This window comes from Pseudonocardia sp. McavD-2-B, from assembly GCF_024124365.1.
Lineage (GTDB): Bacteria > Actinomycetota > Actinomycetes > Mycobacteriales > Pseudonocardiaceae > Pseudonocardia > Pseudonocardia alni.
This window is the reverse complement of sequence record NZ_JAMXSG010000123.1, coordinates 1-16,376: the sequence shown is the minus strand read 5'-3', so window position 1 is coordinate 16,376 and position 16,376 is coordinate 1. Positions and strand designations below refer to the sequence as shown.

The 16,376-nt window shown below is 73.4% G+C and carries 18 protein-coding genes; 9 read left to right on the top strand and 9 right to left on the bottom strand.

Translation table 11 applies throughout. The features are described 5' to 3' along the window. Positions 1 to 676: helix-turn-helix transcriptional regulator (locus tag NH602_RS17035; protein ID WP_253068317.1), on the top strand; the 676-nt coding region annotated here is incomplete at its 5' end. Between the two features lie 100 nt (positions 677 to 776). Further along, positions 777 to 1,460 (top strand): TetR/AcrR family transcriptional regulator, encoded by a 684-nt coding sequence (locus tag NH602_RS17030; RefSeq protein ID WP_253068316.1) that lies wholly within the window; start codon positions 777 to 779, stop codon positions 1,458 to 1,460. A 37-nt stretch (positions 1,461 to 1,497) separates the two neighbouring features. On the opposite strand, the gene NH602_RS17025 is transcribed toward NH602_RS17030, so the two are convergent. From NH602_RS17025 to NH602_RS17010, 4 genes are all read right to left on the bottom strand, one after another. Further along, the gene (locus tag NH602_RS17025; RefSeq protein WP_073577839.1) at positions 1,498 to 2,202 is read right to left on the bottom strand and encodes a hypothetical protein; all 705 of its coding nucleotides are present in this window, start codon (positions 2,200 to 2,202) and stop codon (positions 1,498 to 1,500) included. Positions 2,203 to 2,210: 8 nt separating this feature from the next. Further along, entirely contained in the window at positions 2,211 to 3,071 is an 861-nt protein-coding gene (locus NH602_RS17020; RefSeq protein ID WP_253068315.1) for an ATP-binding cassette domain-containing protein, read from the bottom strand. Positions 3,072 to 3,237: 166 nt separating this feature from the next. Then, a complete protein-coding gene (locus NH602_RS17015) occupies positions 3,238 to 3,870 on the bottom strand; it encodes a DedA family protein (protein ID WP_253068314.1) in 633 nt (210 codons plus the stop codon). 52 nt (positions 3,871 to 3,922) lie between these two features. Then, positions 3,923 to 4,216: a Dabb family protein gene (locus tag NH602_RS17010; RefSeq protein ID WP_179761185.1), complete on the bottom strand. Its 294-nt coding sequence runs from the start codon at positions 4,214 to 4,216 to the stop codon at positions 3,923 to 3,925. Between the two features lie 62 nt (positions 4,217 to 4,278). On the opposite strand from NH602_RS17010, the gene NH602_RS17005 reads away from it, so the two are divergent. Continuing rightward, entirely contained in the window at positions 4,279 to 4,638 is a 360-nt protein-coding gene (locus NH602_RS17005) for a DUF1330 domain-containing protein (protein ID WP_073577843.1), read from the top strand. Between the two features lie 64 nt (positions 4,639 to 4,702). On the opposite strand, the gene NH602_RS17000 is transcribed toward NH602_RS17005, so the two are convergent. Both NH602_RS17000 and NH602_RS16995 read right to left on the bottom strand, forming a co-directional pair. After that, positions 4,703 to 6,880 (bottom strand): 3-hydroxyacyl-CoA dehydrogenase NAD-binding domain-containing protein, encoded by a 2,178-nt coding sequence (locus tag NH602_RS17000; protein WP_073577844.1) that lies wholly within the window; start codon positions 6,878 to 6,880, stop codon positions 4,703 to 4,705. 23 nt (positions 6,881 to 6,903) lie between these two features. Further along, positions 6,904 to 8,124 carry an acetyl-CoA C-acetyltransferase gene (locus tag NH602_RS16995; protein WP_253068313.1) on the bottom strand — a complete coding sequence of 407 codons (1,221 nt, stop codon included), beginning with the start codon at positions 8,122 to 8,124 and terminating at the stop codon, positions 6,904 to 6,906. Between the two features lie 179 nt (positions 8,125 to 8,303). Here NH602_RS16995 and NH602_RS16990 point away from each other — a divergent pair, with 179 nt between their 5' ends. Next, on the top strand, positions 8,304 to 9,092 hold the full coding sequence (locus NH602_RS16990; protein ID WP_253068312.1) for a MerR family transcriptional regulator: 789 nt from the start codon (positions 8,304 to 8,306) through the stop codon (positions 9,090 to 9,092). Between the two features lie 30 nt (positions 9,093 to 9,122). Further along, positions 9,123 to 9,560, top strand: coding sequence for a thioesterase family protein (locus tag NH602_RS16985; RefSeq protein WP_073577845.1), 438 nt, complete (start codon positions 9,123 to 9,125; stop codon positions 9,558 to 9,560). A 39-nt stretch (positions 9,561 to 9,599) separates the two neighbouring features. On the opposite strand, the gene NH602_RS16980 is transcribed toward NH602_RS16985, so the two are convergent. Then, positions 9,600 to 10,775: a fumarylacetoacetate hydrolase family protein gene (locus NH602_RS16980; protein ID WP_253068311.1), complete on the bottom strand. Its 1,176-nt coding sequence runs from the start codon at positions 10,773 to 10,775 to the stop codon at positions 9,600 to 9,602. 149 nt (positions 10,776 to 10,924) lie between these two features. Here NH602_RS16980 and NH602_RS16975 point away from each other — a divergent pair, with 149 nt between their 5' ends. The 4 genes from NH602_RS16975 to NH602_RS16960 all read left to right on the top strand — a co-directional run bounded on the left by NH602_RS16975 (position 10,925) and on the right by NH602_RS16960 (position 14,610). Next, complete coding sequence (locus tag NH602_RS16975) at positions 10,925 to 11,491, top strand: hypothetical protein (protein ID WP_073577847.1); 567 nt, start codon at positions 10,925 to 10,927, stop codon at positions 11,489 to 11,491. Between the two features lie 174 nt (positions 11,492 to 11,665). Continuing rightward, a complete protein-coding gene (locus tag NH602_RS16970; RefSeq protein WP_179761188.1) occupies positions 11,666 to 12,754 on the top strand; it encodes an S-(hydroxymethyl)mycothiol dehydrogenase in 1,089 nt (362 codons plus the stop codon). Beyond that, positions 12,754 to 13,380 (top strand): MBL fold metallo-hydrolase, encoded by a 627-nt coding sequence (locus NH602_RS16965; RefSeq protein ID WP_218899282.1) that lies wholly within the window; start codon positions 12,754 to 12,756, stop codon positions 13,378 to 13,380. Before NH602_RS16970 ends, NH602_RS16965 begins: the two co-directional genes overlap by 1 nt. A gap of 84 nt (positions 13,381 to 13,464) precedes the next feature. Further along, positions 13,465 to 14,610 (top strand): MFS transporter, encoded by a 1,146-nt coding sequence (locus NH602_RS16960; protein WP_253068310.1) that lies wholly within the window; start codon positions 13,465 to 13,467, stop codon positions 14,608 to 14,610. Between the two features lie 97 nt (positions 14,611 to 14,707). Here the strand turns inward: NH602_RS16960 and NH602_RS16955 are convergent, their stop codons facing one another. Both NH602_RS16955 and NH602_RS16950 read right to left on the bottom strand, forming a co-directional pair. After that, complete coding sequence (locus NH602_RS16955; RefSeq protein ID WP_073577851.1) at positions 14,708 to 15,721, bottom strand: ABC transporter substrate-binding protein; 1,014 nt, start codon at positions 15,719 to 15,721, stop codon at positions 14,708 to 14,710. 65 nt (positions 15,722 to 15,786) lie between these two features. Then, a partial coding sequence (locus NH602_RS16950) for an amidohydrolase family protein (RefSeq protein WP_253068309.1) occupies positions 15,787 to 16,376 on the bottom strand: 590 nt, incomplete at its 5' end.

The window sequence follows — 16,376 nt, the reverse complement described above, 5'->3', positions numbered from 1 at the left end:
CGCCCTCGCCGCCCGGGCCGCGCTGCTCGCGGACCGGACCCGGGCCACGTTCTGCCTCGCGCTGATCGACGGTCGCGCCTGGACCGCGGGCGAGCTGGCCCGGCACGCCGGCGTCGCCCCGTCGACGGCGTCGGCCCACCTGGACCGGCTGGTCGACGCGGGACTGCTCGTCGCCGAGCGGCAGGGCCGGCACCGCTACCTGCGGCTCGGCGGACCGGACGTCGCACGCACGATCGAGACGCTCGCCGCGGGCACCGCGCCCGCCCCGCCGGCCCCGACGCTGCGTGCCTCGCGCGCCGCAGCCAGGCTCGCCTCCGCCCGGACCTGCTACGACCACCTTGCGGGCGCCCTGGGTGTCGCGCTCTTCGACGGGCTCGTCGCCGACGACCTGCTCGCGACCGGGGACGGTCTCGCCCTCACCCCCGCCGGCCGGCTGTGGTTCGCCGGGCTCGCCGGGCCGGACGCGCTCGCCCGCCGCGGCCGCCCGGTGGTGCGGGCGTGCCTGGACTGGACCGAGCGCCGCCACCACCTCGCGGGCACGGCGGGCGCGGTGCTGTGCCGGACCCTGTTCGACCGCGGCTGGGTCGAGCGCGGCCGCGACCGGCGGTCCGTGCGCCTCACGGCGTCCGGTCGCAGCGCCCTGCCGGCGCTGGTCGGGGTGGCGCTGCCGGACTGACGGTCGCGGAGACCGACCGGGACGACGTCGACAGAACGAGATCACCGCTCGTGGATCAGCACAGCGCTCGGGGAACAGACCGATGCTCTACCGTGGCCAGGTGAACGCCTCCCGCACCGCCCGCGAGCGGGCCCGCGCCGAGCTCGTCGCCGAGATCACCGCGGCGGCCCGGCGGCAGCTGGCCGAGACCGGCGCGGCCGCGCTGTCCATGCGCGCGGTGTCCCGCGAGATCGGGATGGTGTCCTCGGCGCTGCACCGCTACTTCCCCACCCGCGACGACCTGCTCACCGCCCTGATCGTGCAGAGCTACGACGGGCTCGCCGACGCCCTCGCCGCGGCCGACCCCGGCACCGGCCCGGCGGAGCACTGGCAGGGCATCGCGCAGGCCCTGCGCGGCTGGGCGCTGGCCCATCCGCACGAGTACGCGTTGATCTACGGCTCCCCCGTACCGGGCTACCGTGCGCCGACCGGCACCGTCCCCGTCGCGGCCCGGGTCCTGGAACCGCTCGCCCGCGCGCTCACCGCCGCGCACGCCGCGGGCACGCTCCCCGCGGCTCCCGACCCGGATCCCGCACTCGCCGGCGACGCCGTCCGCATCCGGGCCACGCTGGGTCTCCCGGACCTGCCCGACGGGGCCGTGCTCGCCGCCCTCACCGCCTGGACCGGGCTGTTCGGGCACCTGTCCTTCGAGCTGTTCGGCCAGTTCGAGAACGCAGTCGACGCCCGCGACGCCCTGTTCGCGGGCACCGTCGAACGCCTCGGTCAGGTCGCGGGCCTGATCTGAGGACGGGCCCGGGGCGGTGCCGGGTCGAGCAGCGGGGTCAGCGGCGCAGACGGCCGACGTGCCGGCCGAGACGTGCACCCAGTTCGCGCAGCCCGCCGCCCTGCTCGACCCGGACCACCAGTGCCGTCGCCGCCACCGCCACCAGCAGCGCGACGACCAGGTCGCCGAACGGGCCCACCCCGAGCCGCCCGCTCCCCAGGGCCGCGGCCGCGGTCCCGACCGGCGGCAGCCACGACTGCGTGCCCGTGACCACGAGCACGACCAGCGCACCGATCAGCGCGACACCCTCGTTGCGGACCACCGGCCGGGAGAACACCGAGCCCACCGCGGCGCCGGTGATCCCGCAGGCCAGGTGCGCGAGCAGCCCGTCGAGCAGGCTCCCGGTCGTCGCCGTGCCCCAGGCCGCGACCACGCCCCACACCACGGCGAGCAGCCCGAGCAGCGCCACGCCCGCCGTGGCGGCGATCAGCACGCCGGCCGCGACCGGCCAGGGGCCGCCCGCGGCGGACAGGGTGACGGTGCGGGCGTCGTCGTCCTCGGACTCGGCCAGCGCGTGCGCCAGCCAGGCCCCGACCGGGTAGAGCAGCAGCGCGCTGGCCGCCCACGGCGCGGGCAGCGGGCCGGGCGCGCCGCCGAACAGCACGGCGAGAGCGCCGGCGTAGAGCACCAGCGGCGCGACGAAGCGTTCGGTGCGGCCGACGTCCTCGCCCAGCAGCATCGCCACGGCGAACGCCGAGCGCACCCGCCTCCTCACCGGCCGCCCTCCCGGGGAGCCGGGCGGACCGGCCGCACCGAGCGGACCGCGCAGCCCGCGGCGAGCGCGGCCGCCAGCCAGGCGTCGCTCTCGGGGGCGGGGACCCGCACGGTGAACCGGCCCGGCGCCGCACCCTCGACACGGGCGGGCGGCAGCGCCCGTTCCAGCAGCGGGCGGGGGTCTCCCGCACAGGCCATGTCCAGGCGCATCATCGCCCCGGGCGGCGGCGCGGTCGGCAACGGCACGGAGTCCGGGTCGGAGGCGGTCGCGATCCGGCCCTCGCGCAGCCGGTGCAGGCGGGCGCCGGGCAGACCGGCCGCGGTACCGGTGTGGTCGGTCAGCAGGGTCGGGGCGGCGCGGGCGGTGAGCAGCCGGGTCAGGGCGTCCGCGGCGTCGTCGTCGAGACCGTTCCAGGGTTCGTCGAGCACGAGCACGCCGGGCTCGCAGGCCAGCGCCTGCACCAGCCCGACCTTGCGGGCGTTGCCGGTGGACAGGTCGGCCATCGGCCCGTCGTCGTCGCCGTCGTACCCGAGCTCGGTCAGCAGCACCTCGGCGCGGTCGGCGGCGTCGTCGACGTCGACGCCGCGCACCCGGGCGATGTGGTCGAGCCAGCGTCGCGGGGTCAGCTTGCGGGCGGCCGGGAACCGGTCGGGCAGGTAGCCGACGACCTCGGGGACGTCCTCGACCTCGCCCGCGGTCGGGGCGAGGGCACCGGCGGCGATCCGCAGCAGCGTGGACTTGCCCACCCCGTTGCCTCCCCGCACGACGGTCGGCACTGCAGGGTCGACGTCGAGGTCGGCACCGCGCAGGGCGACCGTCCCCGACGGGTGGGTGTGGTGGATCCCGACCAGACGCACCCGACCACCTCCACCGCTCGTCGCCGCCCGTGCGTGACGATCAGGTTCGCACAGCGGCGCGGGCGCGAGGCCCGGCGGTGGCCCGGCGGTACGGCCCGTGGCGGGACCGGTACGCAGGGCTGTCGTGATCACCCGTCCGGCGCAGCCGGACGTCGGCTCGGCGCGTTCAGCCGGTCCCGGTCGACACCCCGGCGTCGCGGTGGCGGCGCTGCCGGAGCTTCCGCACGACCAGCCACACGATCGCCGCCGCGCCGAGCACGGCGACGACCTTGCTGATCGGCGACATGTAGACCTCGATGACCTCCCAGCGCTCGCCGAGCACGAACCCGAGGTAGACGAACAGCGCGTTCCACACACCACTGCCGAGCGCGGACAGCGCGGTGAACCGCAGCAGCGGCATCCGGGCGATCCCGGCCGGGATCGAGATCAGGCTGCGCACGATCGGGATGCAGCGCCCACCGAGGACGAACCAGTTCCCCCACCGCTCGAACAGCGCGAGCCCCTTCTCCAGGTCCTTCTGGCTGGAGACGACGAACCAGCGACGACCGCAGAGCCGGTGCACCCGCTCGTACCCGAGCCAGTGGCCCAGCGCGTAGAGGACCAGCGCCCCGGCGACGGCTCCCATCGTGGCCGCCGCCCAGACCGCGACCGGGTCCATCGCGCCGGTCGAGGCGCGGAAGCCACCCAGCGGGAGGATCACCTCCGACGGGATCGGTGGGACCACGTTCTCCAGGAAGATCAGCAACCCGATGCCGGCGGCACCGAGCCGGTCCACGATGTCGAACACCCACTGCGTCACACACACCATGGTGCCCGAGGATCAGGTCATCCGGTTGGTCCGCTTCGACCGGTCAGGACAGGCGGAACTGGATCCGCTCGATCGACGAGCAGAGCGGGGCGAACAGCTCGCGGCGGATCCGGTTGTGCTCGTCGTCGGCGTCGTAGACGCGGTAGGACTCCTCGTCGGGCAGGTCGAGGGTGAGCACGAAATGCGCGTTGCCCTCGCGCAGCCCCAGGTCCGGGCCGGCCCTCAGGTCGAGGTCGAGGCCCTCGATGCGCAGGTCGCGCAGGGCCTGGAGGCCCTTCTCGATCTCGGCCGGGTCCACGCCGTCCTTCAGCCGGCCGACCACCACGTTGCGGATCATGTCCCGGGCTCCTTCCGTCGTCGTCGGGTTCCGCCCCCGGAGATCGACCGTAGACTCGGCCGATGGCAGTGAACCCGTCCGGCGCGGACATGAAGGCCTTCCTCGCCGAGGACCCCGACCAGCCGATCGTGATGCTGAATCTGCTGCGCTTCGCCGAGGGCGGCGAGGCCCGCTACGACGACTACGTCACCCACTTCCGGGCCACCGCCGCCCGGTTCGGCGCCGAGGTCGTCTACTTCGGGCGCGGGCTGGCACCGGTCGTCGCCGAGCCGGGCCAGGAGTGGGACGCGGTGCTCCTGGTGTCCTACCCGAGCCGGCGGGCCTTCTCCGAGATGGTCCGCGACCCCGGCTACCAGGAGGGGACCCACATCCGGACCGAGGCGCTGGTCGAGGCGACGCTGCAGCCCACCGTGCCCCGCTGAGCGGGCCCGGAACGCACGGACCCCCGCCGGCAGAGACGCCGGCGGGGGTCCGTGACGGGCGGGATCAGGCGGCCGCGGTGGCCGACTCCCCCTTCGCCGCGCGGTCACGCAGCGACTGCGGGACCTCGAAGCGCTCGCCGTACTTCGCCTTCAGCTCGTCGGCGCGGGCCACGAAGCCGGCCGGGCCACCGGGGTAGCCCTCGATGTACTGCAGCACGCCGCCGGTCCAGGCCGGGAAGCCGATACCGAAGATCGAGCCGATGTTGGCGTCGGCGACGGTGGTCAGCACGCCCTCGTCGACGCACTTCACGGTCTCGATCGACTCGATGATGAGCATCCGCTCGGACAGCTCGTGCAGGTCGACGTCGTGGTTCGTCGCGCCGAAGTGCTCGCGCAGACCGGGCCAGAGTCCGGTGCGCTTGCCGTCGGCGTAGTCGTAGAACCCGGCGCCGGTGCTCTTGCCCTTGCGGTCGAACTCGTCGACCAGCCGGTCGATCACCGGGTCGGACGGGTGCGGGGTCCAGGTGCCGCCGGCGGCCTCGACGCCCTTCTTCGTCTCCTCGCGGATCTTGCGCGGCAGCGTGAGGGTCAGCTCGTCCATCAGCTGCAGCACCGGGGCCGGGTACCCGGCCTGCGACGACGCCTGCTCGATCGTCTGCGGGTCGATGCCCTCGGCGATCATCGCGACGCCCTCGTTGATGAAGGTGCCGATCACGCGGCTGGTGAAGAAGCCGCGGGAGTCGTTGACGACGATCGGGGTCTTCCTGATCCCCAGCGTCAGGTCGAACGCCTTGGCCAGGGCCTCGTCGTTCGTGCGCTCACCCTTGATGATCTCGACCAGCGGCATCTTGTCGACCGGCGAGAAGAAGTGCAGACCGATGAAGTCGTCCGGGCGGTCGACGCCCTTGGCCAGCTCGGTGATGGGCAGCGTCGAGGTGTTCGAGCACAGGAGCGCGTCGGAGTTGATGTACTTCGCGGCCTCGCGGAACACCTCCTGCTTCAGCTCGACGGACTCGAAGACGGCCTCGATGACGACGTCGCAGCCGGCGAGGTCGGCGTAGTCGTCGGTCGGCAGGATGCGGCCGAGCAGCGCGTCGCCCTTCTCCTGCGTGGTCTTCCCGCGCTTGACGCCCTTCTCGACGAGACCCTGCGAGTAGGCCTTGCCCTTCTCGGCGGCCTCCTTCGAGACGTCCTTGAGGACGACGTCCCAGCCGGCGAGGGAGCAGACGTAGGCGATGCCCGCGCCCATCATCCCGGCGCCGAGCACGGCGACCTTGGTCGGCTGCCACTTCGCGGGGCCGTCCGGGCGGGACTTGCCGCCGTTGATGGCGTTGAGGTCGAAGAAGAACGCCTTGGTCATGTTCTTCGAGACCTGGCCGGTCACGAGCTCCGCGAAGTAGCGGCCCTCGATCCTCTGCGCGGTCTCGAAGTCGACCTGGCTGCCCTCGACGGCAGCCGCGAGGATGTTACGCGGGGCCGGCATCGGCGCACCCTTGAGCTGCTTGCGCAGGTTCGCCGGGAATGCCGGGAGGATCGAGGCCAGCGAGGGGCTCGACGGCGTGCCACCCGGGATCCGGTACTTCGGCTGGTCCCAGGGCTGAGTGGTGTGCTCGGGGTTGGCGAGCACCCACGCGCGGGCCTTGTCGAAGGCCTCCTCGCGGGTGGCCACGAGCTCGTCGATCAGGCCCAGCTCCAGCGCCTTGGCCGGCTTGTGCCGCTGGCCCTGCGCGAGGACGTTCATGAAGCCGTTCGCGATGCCCAGCATGCGGGTGACGCGGGTGACGCCGCCGCCACCGGGCAGCAGGCCCAGGCTCACCTCGGGCAGGCCGTAGACGACGCCCTTCGCGTCGACGCCGACCCGGTGGTGGGTCGCCAGCGCGATCTCCAGGCCACCGCCCAGGGCGGTGCCGACGAGCGCGGACGCGACCGGGCGGCCGAAGGTCTCCAGCTTGCGCAGCTGGGCCTTGACCTCGGTCACCAGCTCGAAGATCTTCTCGGCGTCGTCGGGACCGGCCGCACTGAGCTGCTCGAGGTTCCCGCCGGCGAAGAAGGTCTTCTTGGCCGAGGTGACGACGACACCGACGATGTCGTCCTTGTGCTTCTCCAGGTCGTCGACGACCTCCCGCATGGCCTCGCGGTAGGCGTCGTTCATGGTGTTGGCGCTGCTGGCCGGGTCGTCGAGGGTGACGACGGCGATGCCGTCGCCGTCGGTCTCCCAGCGGACGGCCTTCTGCTCACTCACTGCTTGTTCAGTCCTTCCGGGATTCAGACGCGCTCGACGATGGTGGCGATGCCCATGCCGCCGCCCACGCACAGCGTGGCCAGGCCGCGGCGCAGGTCACGGCGCTCCAGCTCGTCGACGAGGGTGCCGAGGATCATCGCGCCGGTGGCCCCCAGCGGGTGGCCCATCGCGATGGCCCCACCGTTGACGTTGGTGATCTCGTGCGAGATGTCCATGTCGCGCATGAAGCGCAGGGCCACGGCCGCGAACGCCTCGTTGATCTCGAAGAGGTCGATGTCGCCGACCGACAGCCCCGCCTTGGCCAGCGCCTTGCGCGCGGCGGGCGCCGGACCGGTCAGCATGATCGTCGGGTCGGCGCCGGACAGCGCGGTGGCGACGATGCGCGCACGCGGGGTCAGGCCGTTGGCCTTCCCGGCGGCCTCGGTGCCGATGAGGGTGAGCGCCGCACCGTCGACGATGCCGGAGCTGTTGCCCGCGTGGTGGACGTGGTCGATCTTCTCGACCCAGTGGTACTTCTGCAGCGCCACGGCGTCGAACCCGCCGTCGCGGCCCATCATCTCGAACGACGGCTTGAGCCCGCCCAGCGCCTCCACGGTCGCGCCGGCGCGGATGTGCTCGTCGCGGTCGAGGATCGTCAGGCCGTTGCGGTCCTTCACCGGGATGATCGAGTTCGCGAAGCGACCGTCTGCCCACGCCTTCGCGGCCCGGGTCTGCGACTCCACGGCGAAGGTGTCGACGTCGGTGCGGCTGTAGCCCTCGAGCGTCGCGATGAGGTCGGCGCCGATGCCCTGCGGCACGAAGCCGGTCTCGTAGGCGGTGTCGGGGTCCATCGCCCAGGCGCCGCCGTCCGAGCCCATCGGGACGCGGCTCATGCCCTCGACGCCACCGGCGAGGACGAGCTCCTCCATGCCGGAGCGGACCTTCTGGGTCGCGGTGTTCACGGCCTCCAGGCCGGACGCGCAGAAGCGGTTGAGCTGCACACCGGCGACGGTGTCGGGCAGGCCCGCGGCGATGGCGGCGGTCTTGGCGATGTCGCCGCCCTGGTCACCGACGGGCGAGACGACGCCGAGGACCAGGTCGTCGATCGTGTTCGTGTCGAGCTGCGGGTTGCGCTCGCGGATCGCGTCGATCAGCCCGGTCATCAGGGAGATCGGCTTGACCTCGTGCAGCGAACCGGAGGCCTTGCCCCGTCCGCGCGGTGTACGGATCGCGTCGTAGATGTAGGCCTCGGGAATCTCGCTCATCCGAACCTCTCGTGGGGTGGTCGGCACGGGGGCGGTACAGGCGGCACTGCCCCTACTTACTGGTAGCTTTTGTTACAGCAGCACTGTCACATGGGTCAAGACGGACCGGGGTCCATGTGACACGGATGATGTCACACCAGCACTGTCATATCGAGCGGCCGACCCGTAACCTGCTCGCCATGTCCGCCGCCATCGACGGCTCTGCGATGAGCCCGACCCCCGACGACGGGGATCTCCTCACCGTCGACCAGCTCGCCGAGCGGACCGGGATGTCGGTGCGCACCATCCGCTTCTACGCGAGCAAGGGACTCATCCCCGCGCCCCGGCTGCGCGGCCGCACGGGTCTCTACGACGCCGCGCACCGCGCCCGGCTGGAGCTGATCGGCGAGCTCACCGGGCTGGGCTTCACCCTCGCCGCGATCGAACGGCAGCTGGAACGGGTACCGCTGGAGACCGCGCCGGAGGAGCTGGCCCTGCAGCGCGCGCTGCTCACGCCCTGGCTGCCCGAGGTCGACGAGGAGCTGGACCGGGCCGGGCTCGACCGGCGCGCGGGTCGCCGTCTGTCCGACGACGACGTCACCACCCTCGAACGGCTCGGCGCGCTGACCCGGCTGCCCGGCGACGGCCCGGCGACCGTCCGGCTGCACGGCGCGGTCGCGCTCGGCTCCGCGCTGGAGGGTCTGGACTCCGGCCTGCCCCCCGAGCTGTGGAAGCGTTCGCACGACCTCATCGAGCGGCACACCGCCGCGCTCGCCGAGGACCTGATGACGCTGTTCCAGGACGAGGTCCTGCAGCCCTACCGGGACCGCGGCCGCCCCGCCGACGAGCGGCGACGGCTCGCCGCCGCCTTCTCCCGGCTCAAGCCGATCACCCTGCAGGGCGTCGTCGCAGCGTTCGGGCGGGCGGTCAACCGGGCCATCCGGGAGCGCGTCGACTCCTCCGGGGGCTCCGACCGGCACGAGGGGTGAGCCCGGCCGTGTGAGTCGTAACATCGGCCCATGGCGAGCTTCGAGTTCCCGGTCCGGGTGCGCTACCACGAGGTCGACGCCCAGGGGGTCGTCTTCAACGCCTGGTACCTGGCCTGGTTCGACGAGGCGATGACCGAGTTCCTCGAGTCCCGCGGCCTCACCTACCGGGCGATGCTCGACGCCGGATACGACGTCCAGCTCGTCCACACCGAGCTCGACTGGCGGGCCGGGGTCGGGTGGGGCGAGGACGTCGTCGTCGCGGTGTCGACGGCGCGGATCGGCCGGACCAGCTTCGCGCTCGACTTCCAGGTCCGCGCCCTCGACGACGCGGGCGAGCGCATCGTCACCTGCGACTGCCGCACCGTCTACGTGGTCATCGCCGTCGACGGCAGCGGCAAGCAGGAGGTGCCGGCGCTGATCCTGAACGCGCTCGGCGACCCCGAGCCGCTGATGCCGCTGCGCCCCTGAGCACCCCCGGCCGAGGGTCTCCCCCGCCGGCTGCGGCGGTCAGGCGCCGCGGATCCGGCCGCGGACCTCGCCGAGGGCGACGCGGCCGCCGTCGCGGGCGGGCGCGGTCGCGGTCATCACGACCTCGTCGCCGTCCTCCAGCCAGGTGCGCGAGGCGCCACCGGCGAGCACGACCGGGTCGCGGCCGTTCCAGGACAGCTCCAGCATCGAGCCGAACCCGCTGCGCTCCGGGCCGGAGACGGTGCCCGAACCGAGCAGGTCGCCGGCGCGCAGCCCGGCGCCGCCCGAGGTGAGGTGGGCCACCATCTGCTCCGGGGACCAGTACAGGTCCCTCGCGGGCGGGGACGCGACCAGCTCGCCGTTGACGTGCACCGCGAGGTCGAGGTCCAGGCCCAGCGCGGGCTCGCCCGGGGTGAGGTAGGGCAGCGGCGCGGGGTCGTGCGCGGGCAGCGGGACCCGGGCCGCGGACAGCTCGTCGAGCGGTGTCACCCACGCCGAGATCGACGTCGCGAAGGACTTGCCCAGGTGCGGGCCGAGCGGGCGGGACTCGAAGAACTGGATGTCGCGGGCGGACCAGTCGTTGAGCAGCACGACGCCGAAGACGTGGTCGGCGGCGTCGTCGATTCCGACCGGCCCCGGGACCGGCCCGCCGAGGACGAAGCCGAGCTCGGCCTCGAAGTCGAGCTTGGCACAGGGACCGAAGTCCTCGGGCCCGCGCTGCCCCGACGGGCGCGCGACCGGGGTGCCGGTGACCCGGACCGTGCCGGAACGGCCGTGGTACCCGACCGGCATCCGCCGCCAGTTCGGGGGGAGCGGGTCCTCGGCGTCCGGGCGGAAGATCAGTCCGGCGTTCCGTGCGTGCTGCTCGCAGGCGTAGAAGTCGACGTAGTCGGCGACGGCGAACGGCAGCACCGGGACCAGTCCCTCGTCGGGCAGGCGGTACGCGGCGGCCCGCTCGTGGTCCTCGCGCCAGCCGCGCAGCCACTGGACGACCTCGCGCCAGGCCGGGGCACCGGCGTCGAGCAGCCGGGTCAGGTCGGGCGCGGCCAGCAGGTCCGGGTACGGGCCGCGCTGCGCAGTGGCCAGCGAGCCGACGTCGAGCAGGCCACCGTCGGGCAGCGGACAGGCGATGCGCGAGCTCCCGGGGCGCCCCTTCCCGGCGACGGCGCCGAGCGCGAGGGCGGGGACGGTCGTCGGCGGCGGCGCAGTCGTCACGGTCCCCGACCGTAGGCGATCCGGCGACGGCGTGGGTGGGAACTCGCCACGGTTGTCACACGTTCGACCGGTGTGCCCGTTCCGTCCGGATCGGACACGTACCGACACACCACCGGGAACTCACCCGGAACGCAGGAGGACACCCGCAGATGGGTCTGCTCGACAAGCTCAAGGAACGCCTCACCGGAGGCGCGCAGGCACAGCCGCAGCAGGGCTTCGGGGGCGCTCCCCACCAGGGCTCCGGCCGGGCGCAGCAGCAGGATCCCGACCAGCAGGCGATCGAGCGCTACCGCTACATGCTCCGCACCGCCCCGCCGGAGCAGGTGGAGCAGGCGCACGCGGAGGCCTTCGCGAAACTCACCCCCGAGCAGCGGCAGGCGGTGCTGAACGACGTCGGCGCACAGGTCCCCGAGGCCGAGCGGGCGCGGTCGGCCGACCCGCAGGAGCTGGCGCGGATGGCGACCCGCGCCGAGATGCGCAACCCCGGCACGATGGAGCGCTCGCTCGGCGGCGGGCGTGGTCCGGGCATGGGCGGGATGATCGCCGGGTCGCTGCTCGCCGGTGTCGCGGGCGCGTTCATCGGCACGGCGATCGCCGGCGCGATGTTCGACGACGCCGGTGATGGTGACGACGTGGCCGCGGCCGAGGAGCCCCCGGCCGAGGACCCCGGCTTCGACGACGGCGGCATGGACATGGGTGGTGACTTCGACTTCTGAGGTCGCCCGGCCCGGCCCCGGCCCCGGCCCGCGTCCCGCGGGCCGGGGCCTTTTCGGTACAACACCTGTTGCAGGGCCGGATCCGACCTGGCACCGTCCGGTCACCCATGCCAGAGTCGCCATCCGAGCATCCGTCCCGAGCGGGCGGCATCGAGGACGAGTGGAGTACGAGCAATGGCACAGCAGGTACGTGGCGTCGTGGCCCGCGCCAAGGGTGAGCCGGTCACCGTCGAGACGATCAATGTCCCCGATCCCGGTCCCGGTGAGGCCGTGGTGAAGATCCAGGCCTGCGGGGTCTGCCACACCGACCTGCACTACAAGCTCGGTGGCATCAACGACGAGTTCCCGTTCCTGCTCGGCCACGAGGCCGCCGGGATCGTCGAGTCCGTCGGCGAGGGCGTCACCGACGTCGAGCCCGGCGACTACGTCGTCCTGAACTGGCGCGCCGTCTGCGGTAACTGCCGGGCCTGCAAGAAGGGCAAGCCCCAGTACTGCTTCGACACCCACAACGCCACGCAGAAGATGACCCTCGAGGACGGCACCGAGCTGTCCCCCGCGCTCGGGATCGGCGCGTTCGTCGAGAAGACCCTGGTCCACTCCGGACAGTGCACGAAGGTGAACCCCGAGGCGCCCGCCAAGGTCGCGGGCCTGCTCGGCTGCGGTGTCATGGCCGGGCTGGGTGCCGCGGTCAACACCGGGCAGGTCGGACGCGGCGACTCCATCGCCGTCATCGGCTGCGGCGGCGTCGGTGACGCCGCCATCGCCGGGGCGAAGCTCGCCGGTGCGACGACGATCATCGCCGTCGACACCGACCCGCGGAAGCTGAAGTGGGCCGAGGAGTTCGGCGCGACCCACACCGTCAACGCCAAGGAGACCGACCCGGTCGAGTTCATCCAGAGCGTGACCGACGGCAACGGCGCCGACGTCGTCATCGAGGCCGTCGGGCGCCCCGAGACCTACAAGCAGGCCTTCTACGCCCGCGACCTCGCCGGCACCGTGGTCCTGGTCGGCGTCCCCACCCCCGACCTCAACGCCCCCGAGATCCCGCTCATCGACTACTTCGGCCGCGGCGGCGCCCTCAAGTCCTCCTGGTACGGCGACTGCCTGCCCAGCCGCGACTTCCCGACCTACGTCGACCTGTTCCTGCAGGGACGCTTCCCGCTCGACAAGTTCGTCACCGAGGAGATCGGGATCGACGACATCGAGTCCGCCTTCGACAAGATGCACGCCGGTGAGGTCCTCCGCTCGGTGGTGATCCTCTGATGGCCCCGATCGACCACGTCGTCACCTCCGGCACCTTCAACCTCGACGGTGGCTCCTTCGACGTCGACAACAACGTGTGGATCGTCGGCGACGACCGTGAGGTGTTCGTCATCGACGCCGCCCACGACGCCGACGCCATCGCCGCCGCCGTCGGCGACCGGACGGTCAAGGCCGTCGTGTGCACCCACGCCCACGACGACCACGTCAACCAGGCGCCCGCCCTCGCCGACCGCTTCGGCGCGCCGATCCTGCTCAACCCCGCCGAGATGGTCCTCTGGGACATGACCTGGCCCGACCGCAAGCCCGACCAGGAGCTGGCCGACGGGCAGGTCCTGACCGCGGGCGGGATCGACCTGACCGTCCTGCAGACCCCCGGCCACTCGCCCGGGTCGTCCTGCCTCTACGCCCCCGAACTCGGCATCGTGTTCACCGGCGACACCCTGTTCCAGGGCGGACCCGGCGCCACCGGACGGTCCTACTCCAGCTTCGACACGATCATCGAGTCGATCCGGACCACCCTGCTGCCCCTGCCCGCCGACACCCGGGTCCGCACCGGACACGGCGACTCCACCCGCATCGGCGACGAAGCACCCCACCTGGAGGAATGGATCCGCAACGGATCCTGACCCCGTCACCGTCCACGCCGCGGCCCGGCCCCTCACCCCCGAGGGACCGGGCGCGGCGCGACCACGTGTCTGACACGGTGGGGCGTGCCCCGCTCGCTGTCGTCGCTCCCGTTCCGCCTGCTCCTCGCCGCGACCGCGCTGGCGTTCGGCGGGTACGCCCTGCTCCTGCCGGTCGTGCCGCTGTGGGTGTCCCGGGGCGGCTCCGGTGAGTTCGGCGCGGGGCTGAGCACCGGCGTGCTGATGGCGGCCACCGTGGCCACCCAGCTCCTGGTGCCCGCGATGCTGCGCCGGGTCGGCCACCGTCCGGTGCTGGTCGTGGGGTCGCTGCTGCTCGGCCTCCCGACGCCGTTGCTCGCGCTGACCGCCGACCTCGGGCCCGTGCTGGCGGTCTCCACGGTCCGCGGGATCGGGTTCGGGCTGGCGACGGTCGCCGGGAGCGCGCTCGTCGCGGAGCTGGTCGAGCCCTCCGCACACGGTCGCGCGTCGGCGCGCTACGGCTACGCCGTCGGCCTGCCCCAGCTGTTGTTCCTGCCGGCAGGTGTCGCGGTCGTCGACGCGCTGGGGTTCACCGGGGTGTTCCTGCTGGCGGGGATCACCCCGGTCGCCGGAGCCCTGGTGGTGGCGTTCGTGCGGGGCCCCCGGCGGGCCCCGGCACCCCGCCGCGACGATGTCGTCCCACACCCCCGCGAGACCCGCAGGCGGCTCCCCGCCGCGCCGGTCCTGGCCATGCTGGGCTGCTCCACCGCGCAGGGCGGCGTGATCACCTTCGCCCCGCTCGTCGCCCCCGGGGCGACGGTCGCGGTGCCTGCCGCGCTGTTCGCCACCGCACTCGGCGCGCTGCTCGGCCGCGGCGTCGCGGGCACCCTCACCGACCGCAGCGGACGTCCCGGGACACTGCTCCCGGTCGGGACGGCGTGCGCCACGGTCGGGCTGCTCGGGGTGCTCGCCGCGCCGTACGCGTCGGTCCTGCTGGTGGTGGGGGCGGCCGTCGTCGGCGCCGGGTTCGGGCTGGTGCAGAACGACGCGATGGTCGCCCTGTTCGCCGCCGCCGGGCCGCTGCGCTACGGCGCGGCCAGCGCCGCCTGGAACATCGCCTACGACGCCGGGACGGGCCTGGGGGCGACCGGGCTCGGCGCGATCGCCGAGCCTTTCGGGTTCGCCGCCGCCTTCGGCACGACGGCCGCGGTGCTGCTCCTGCTCACCCCGGCCGTCCGGCGTCGTCGTGCCTGACCACCGCGACGGCAACCCCGGAGCGGCGGTCGGGCAGGAGCGTCGCGTGGCAGGGCGGGGCCCCGGGGTCGGGGCGCCCCTCCCCGACGGCGGCGGCTCAGGTCTTCGGAATCGCCCGCTGCAGCTGGGGGACGACCGCGTCGAGCACGGACGGAAGGCTGAGCACGGTCTGCCAGGCGAAGGCCAGCTCGGTGGCCCCCTCCAGGAACACGGTGCGCCCGTCGCGCATCGCGGGCAACCGCGACAGCAGCGGGTCCCCGACGACCGTCGCCTTCCCGCCGGGGGTGAACGACAGCTGATCCCAGACGATGAGGTCGTGGTCGAGCTCGCTCGCCTGCTCGAAGCTGAACTCGGTGTAGAACTTGCCTGCGGCCAGCTGGTCGATCCGGGGCGGCACCGTGAACCCCAGCTGGGTGAAGAACCGTGAGCGGGGGTCCTGCGAGGAGAACACGCTGATCTTGTCCGCGCTGCGGCTCGCGACGACGACCGAGCGCCCCTTCCACTGCGGGTCGGCGTCGCGGGCGGCGACGAACCTGGCCTCCAGATCGGTGACCAGCTTCTCGGCCTCGGCCTCCTTGCCCAGCGCCCGTCCGGTCTCGCGGGTGTACTCCTGCCACGGTGCGCCGTAGTCGTCGAACCCCCGGGGCGGTCCGACGGTCGGCGCGACGGCGCTCACCACCGGATAGCTCTGGGCGTCGAGGTCGGAGTAGAGGCCGATCACCAGGTCGGGGCGCTGTGCTGCGATCTTCTCCGGCTCGACGGAGGACATGTTCAGCACCGCCGGTGCCGCGCCCACTGCCTGCGCGGCCGCCTGGGCCCACGGCTGCACGACGACCTCCTCGTCGCCGTACCAGTAGCGGGCCGCCACCGGCGCCACCCCGAGCGCGAGGATCGCGTCGTGGTCGGTGTAGCCCACGGACACCACCCGCTGCGGGGCCTGCGGGATCGTCGCCGCACCGAGCTTGCCCTCGATCGTCACCGGGAACCCGGCACTCCCCGTCGCGGCACCGGTGCCGGTCTCCGACCTGCCGCCCCCGCCACACCCGGCCAGTACGGCGCCACCGGCCGCAGCCAGCGTCGTGAGAAGCATCTGCCGTCGGGTGAGTCCCATGTCCGTTCCCCTTCGCTCGTCCGGCGGAAGGATAAGACACGTTCTGAGGGTTGCCTCTCCTGTATTCAGGTGGGGCTCAACACTCCTCGGCGGCGGGGACGGACGGTGGCGCAGGCCAGGTCGAACCCGTGGACCCGTGCCGCGGTGCCGCCGAGCAGGGCGGCGCGGACGTCGTCGTCGAGCTCGGGGAACCGTCCGCGCAGCTCGTCGGGGTAGCGGAAGGTCATGAGGTCGCGGATCAGGCGCGCCGGGCGCACCAGCGGGTAGCCGCTGCCGAACATCAGCCGGTCCGGGCCGTAGGCGGCCAGCAGCTCGCCGAGCGCCTCGGCGGCGGGCACCCGGTGCCGGCGCAACGCGATCAGCAGGTCGGTGAGCAGCACGTAGACGTTGGGCAGGCGGGCCAACCGGACCAGCGACGCGGTCGGGGCGCAGGCGGCACCGACCACGAACCGGATCTTGGGCAGGGCCGTGGCCAGCGCGGCGACCTCGGTGACGTCGACGGCACCGGCCGGCAGCGGCCCGGCGCTGCGCACCCGGACCGGGAGTGCGGACCCGGCGCGGACCGGCTCGGCCCACTCCGGCCACCGGGGCCGCGGTACGGCGTCGCCCTCGGCGACGACGCCGTGCACGTGCGCCGAGCCGCCCCGCCCGGCGG

Coding starts and splice junctions, on each gene's coding strand:
- NH602_RS17010 (WP_179761185.1), bottom strand. CDS start 4,216: ATGATCCGCAACGTGGTGGTCGGCCGGCTGAAGGACGGCGTGGACCCG.
- NH602_RS17005 (WP_073577843.1), top strand. CDS start 4,279: ATGGCAGTGAACCCGTCCGGCGCGGACATGAAGGCCTTCCTCGCCGAG.
- NH602_RS16995 (WP_253068313.1), bottom strand. CDS start 8,124: ATGAGCGAGATTCCCGAGGCCTACATCTACGACGCGATCCGTACACCG.
- NH602_RS16990 (WP_253068312.1), top strand. CDS start 8,304: ATGTCCGCCGCCATCGACGGCTCTGCGATGAGCCCGACCCCCGACGAC.
- NH602_RS16985 (WP_073577845.1), top strand. CDS start 9,123: ATGGCGAGCTTCGAGTTCCCGGTCCGGGTGCGCTACCACGAGGTCGAC.
- NH602_RS16975 (WP_073577847.1), top strand. CDS start 10,925: ATGGGTCTGCTCGACAAGCTCAAGGAACGCCTCACCGGAGGCGCGCAG.
- NH602_RS16970 (WP_179761188.1), top strand. CDS start 11,666: ATGGCACAGCAGGTACGTGGCGTCGTGGCCCGCGCCAAGGGTGAGCCG.
- NH602_RS16965 (WP_218899282.1), top strand. CDS start 12,754: ATGGCCCCGATCGACCACGTCGTCACCTCCGGCACCTTCAACCTCGAC.
- NH602_RS16955 (WP_073577851.1), bottom strand. CDS start 15,721: ATGGGACTCACCCGACGGCAGATGCTTCTCACGACGCTGGCTGCGGCC.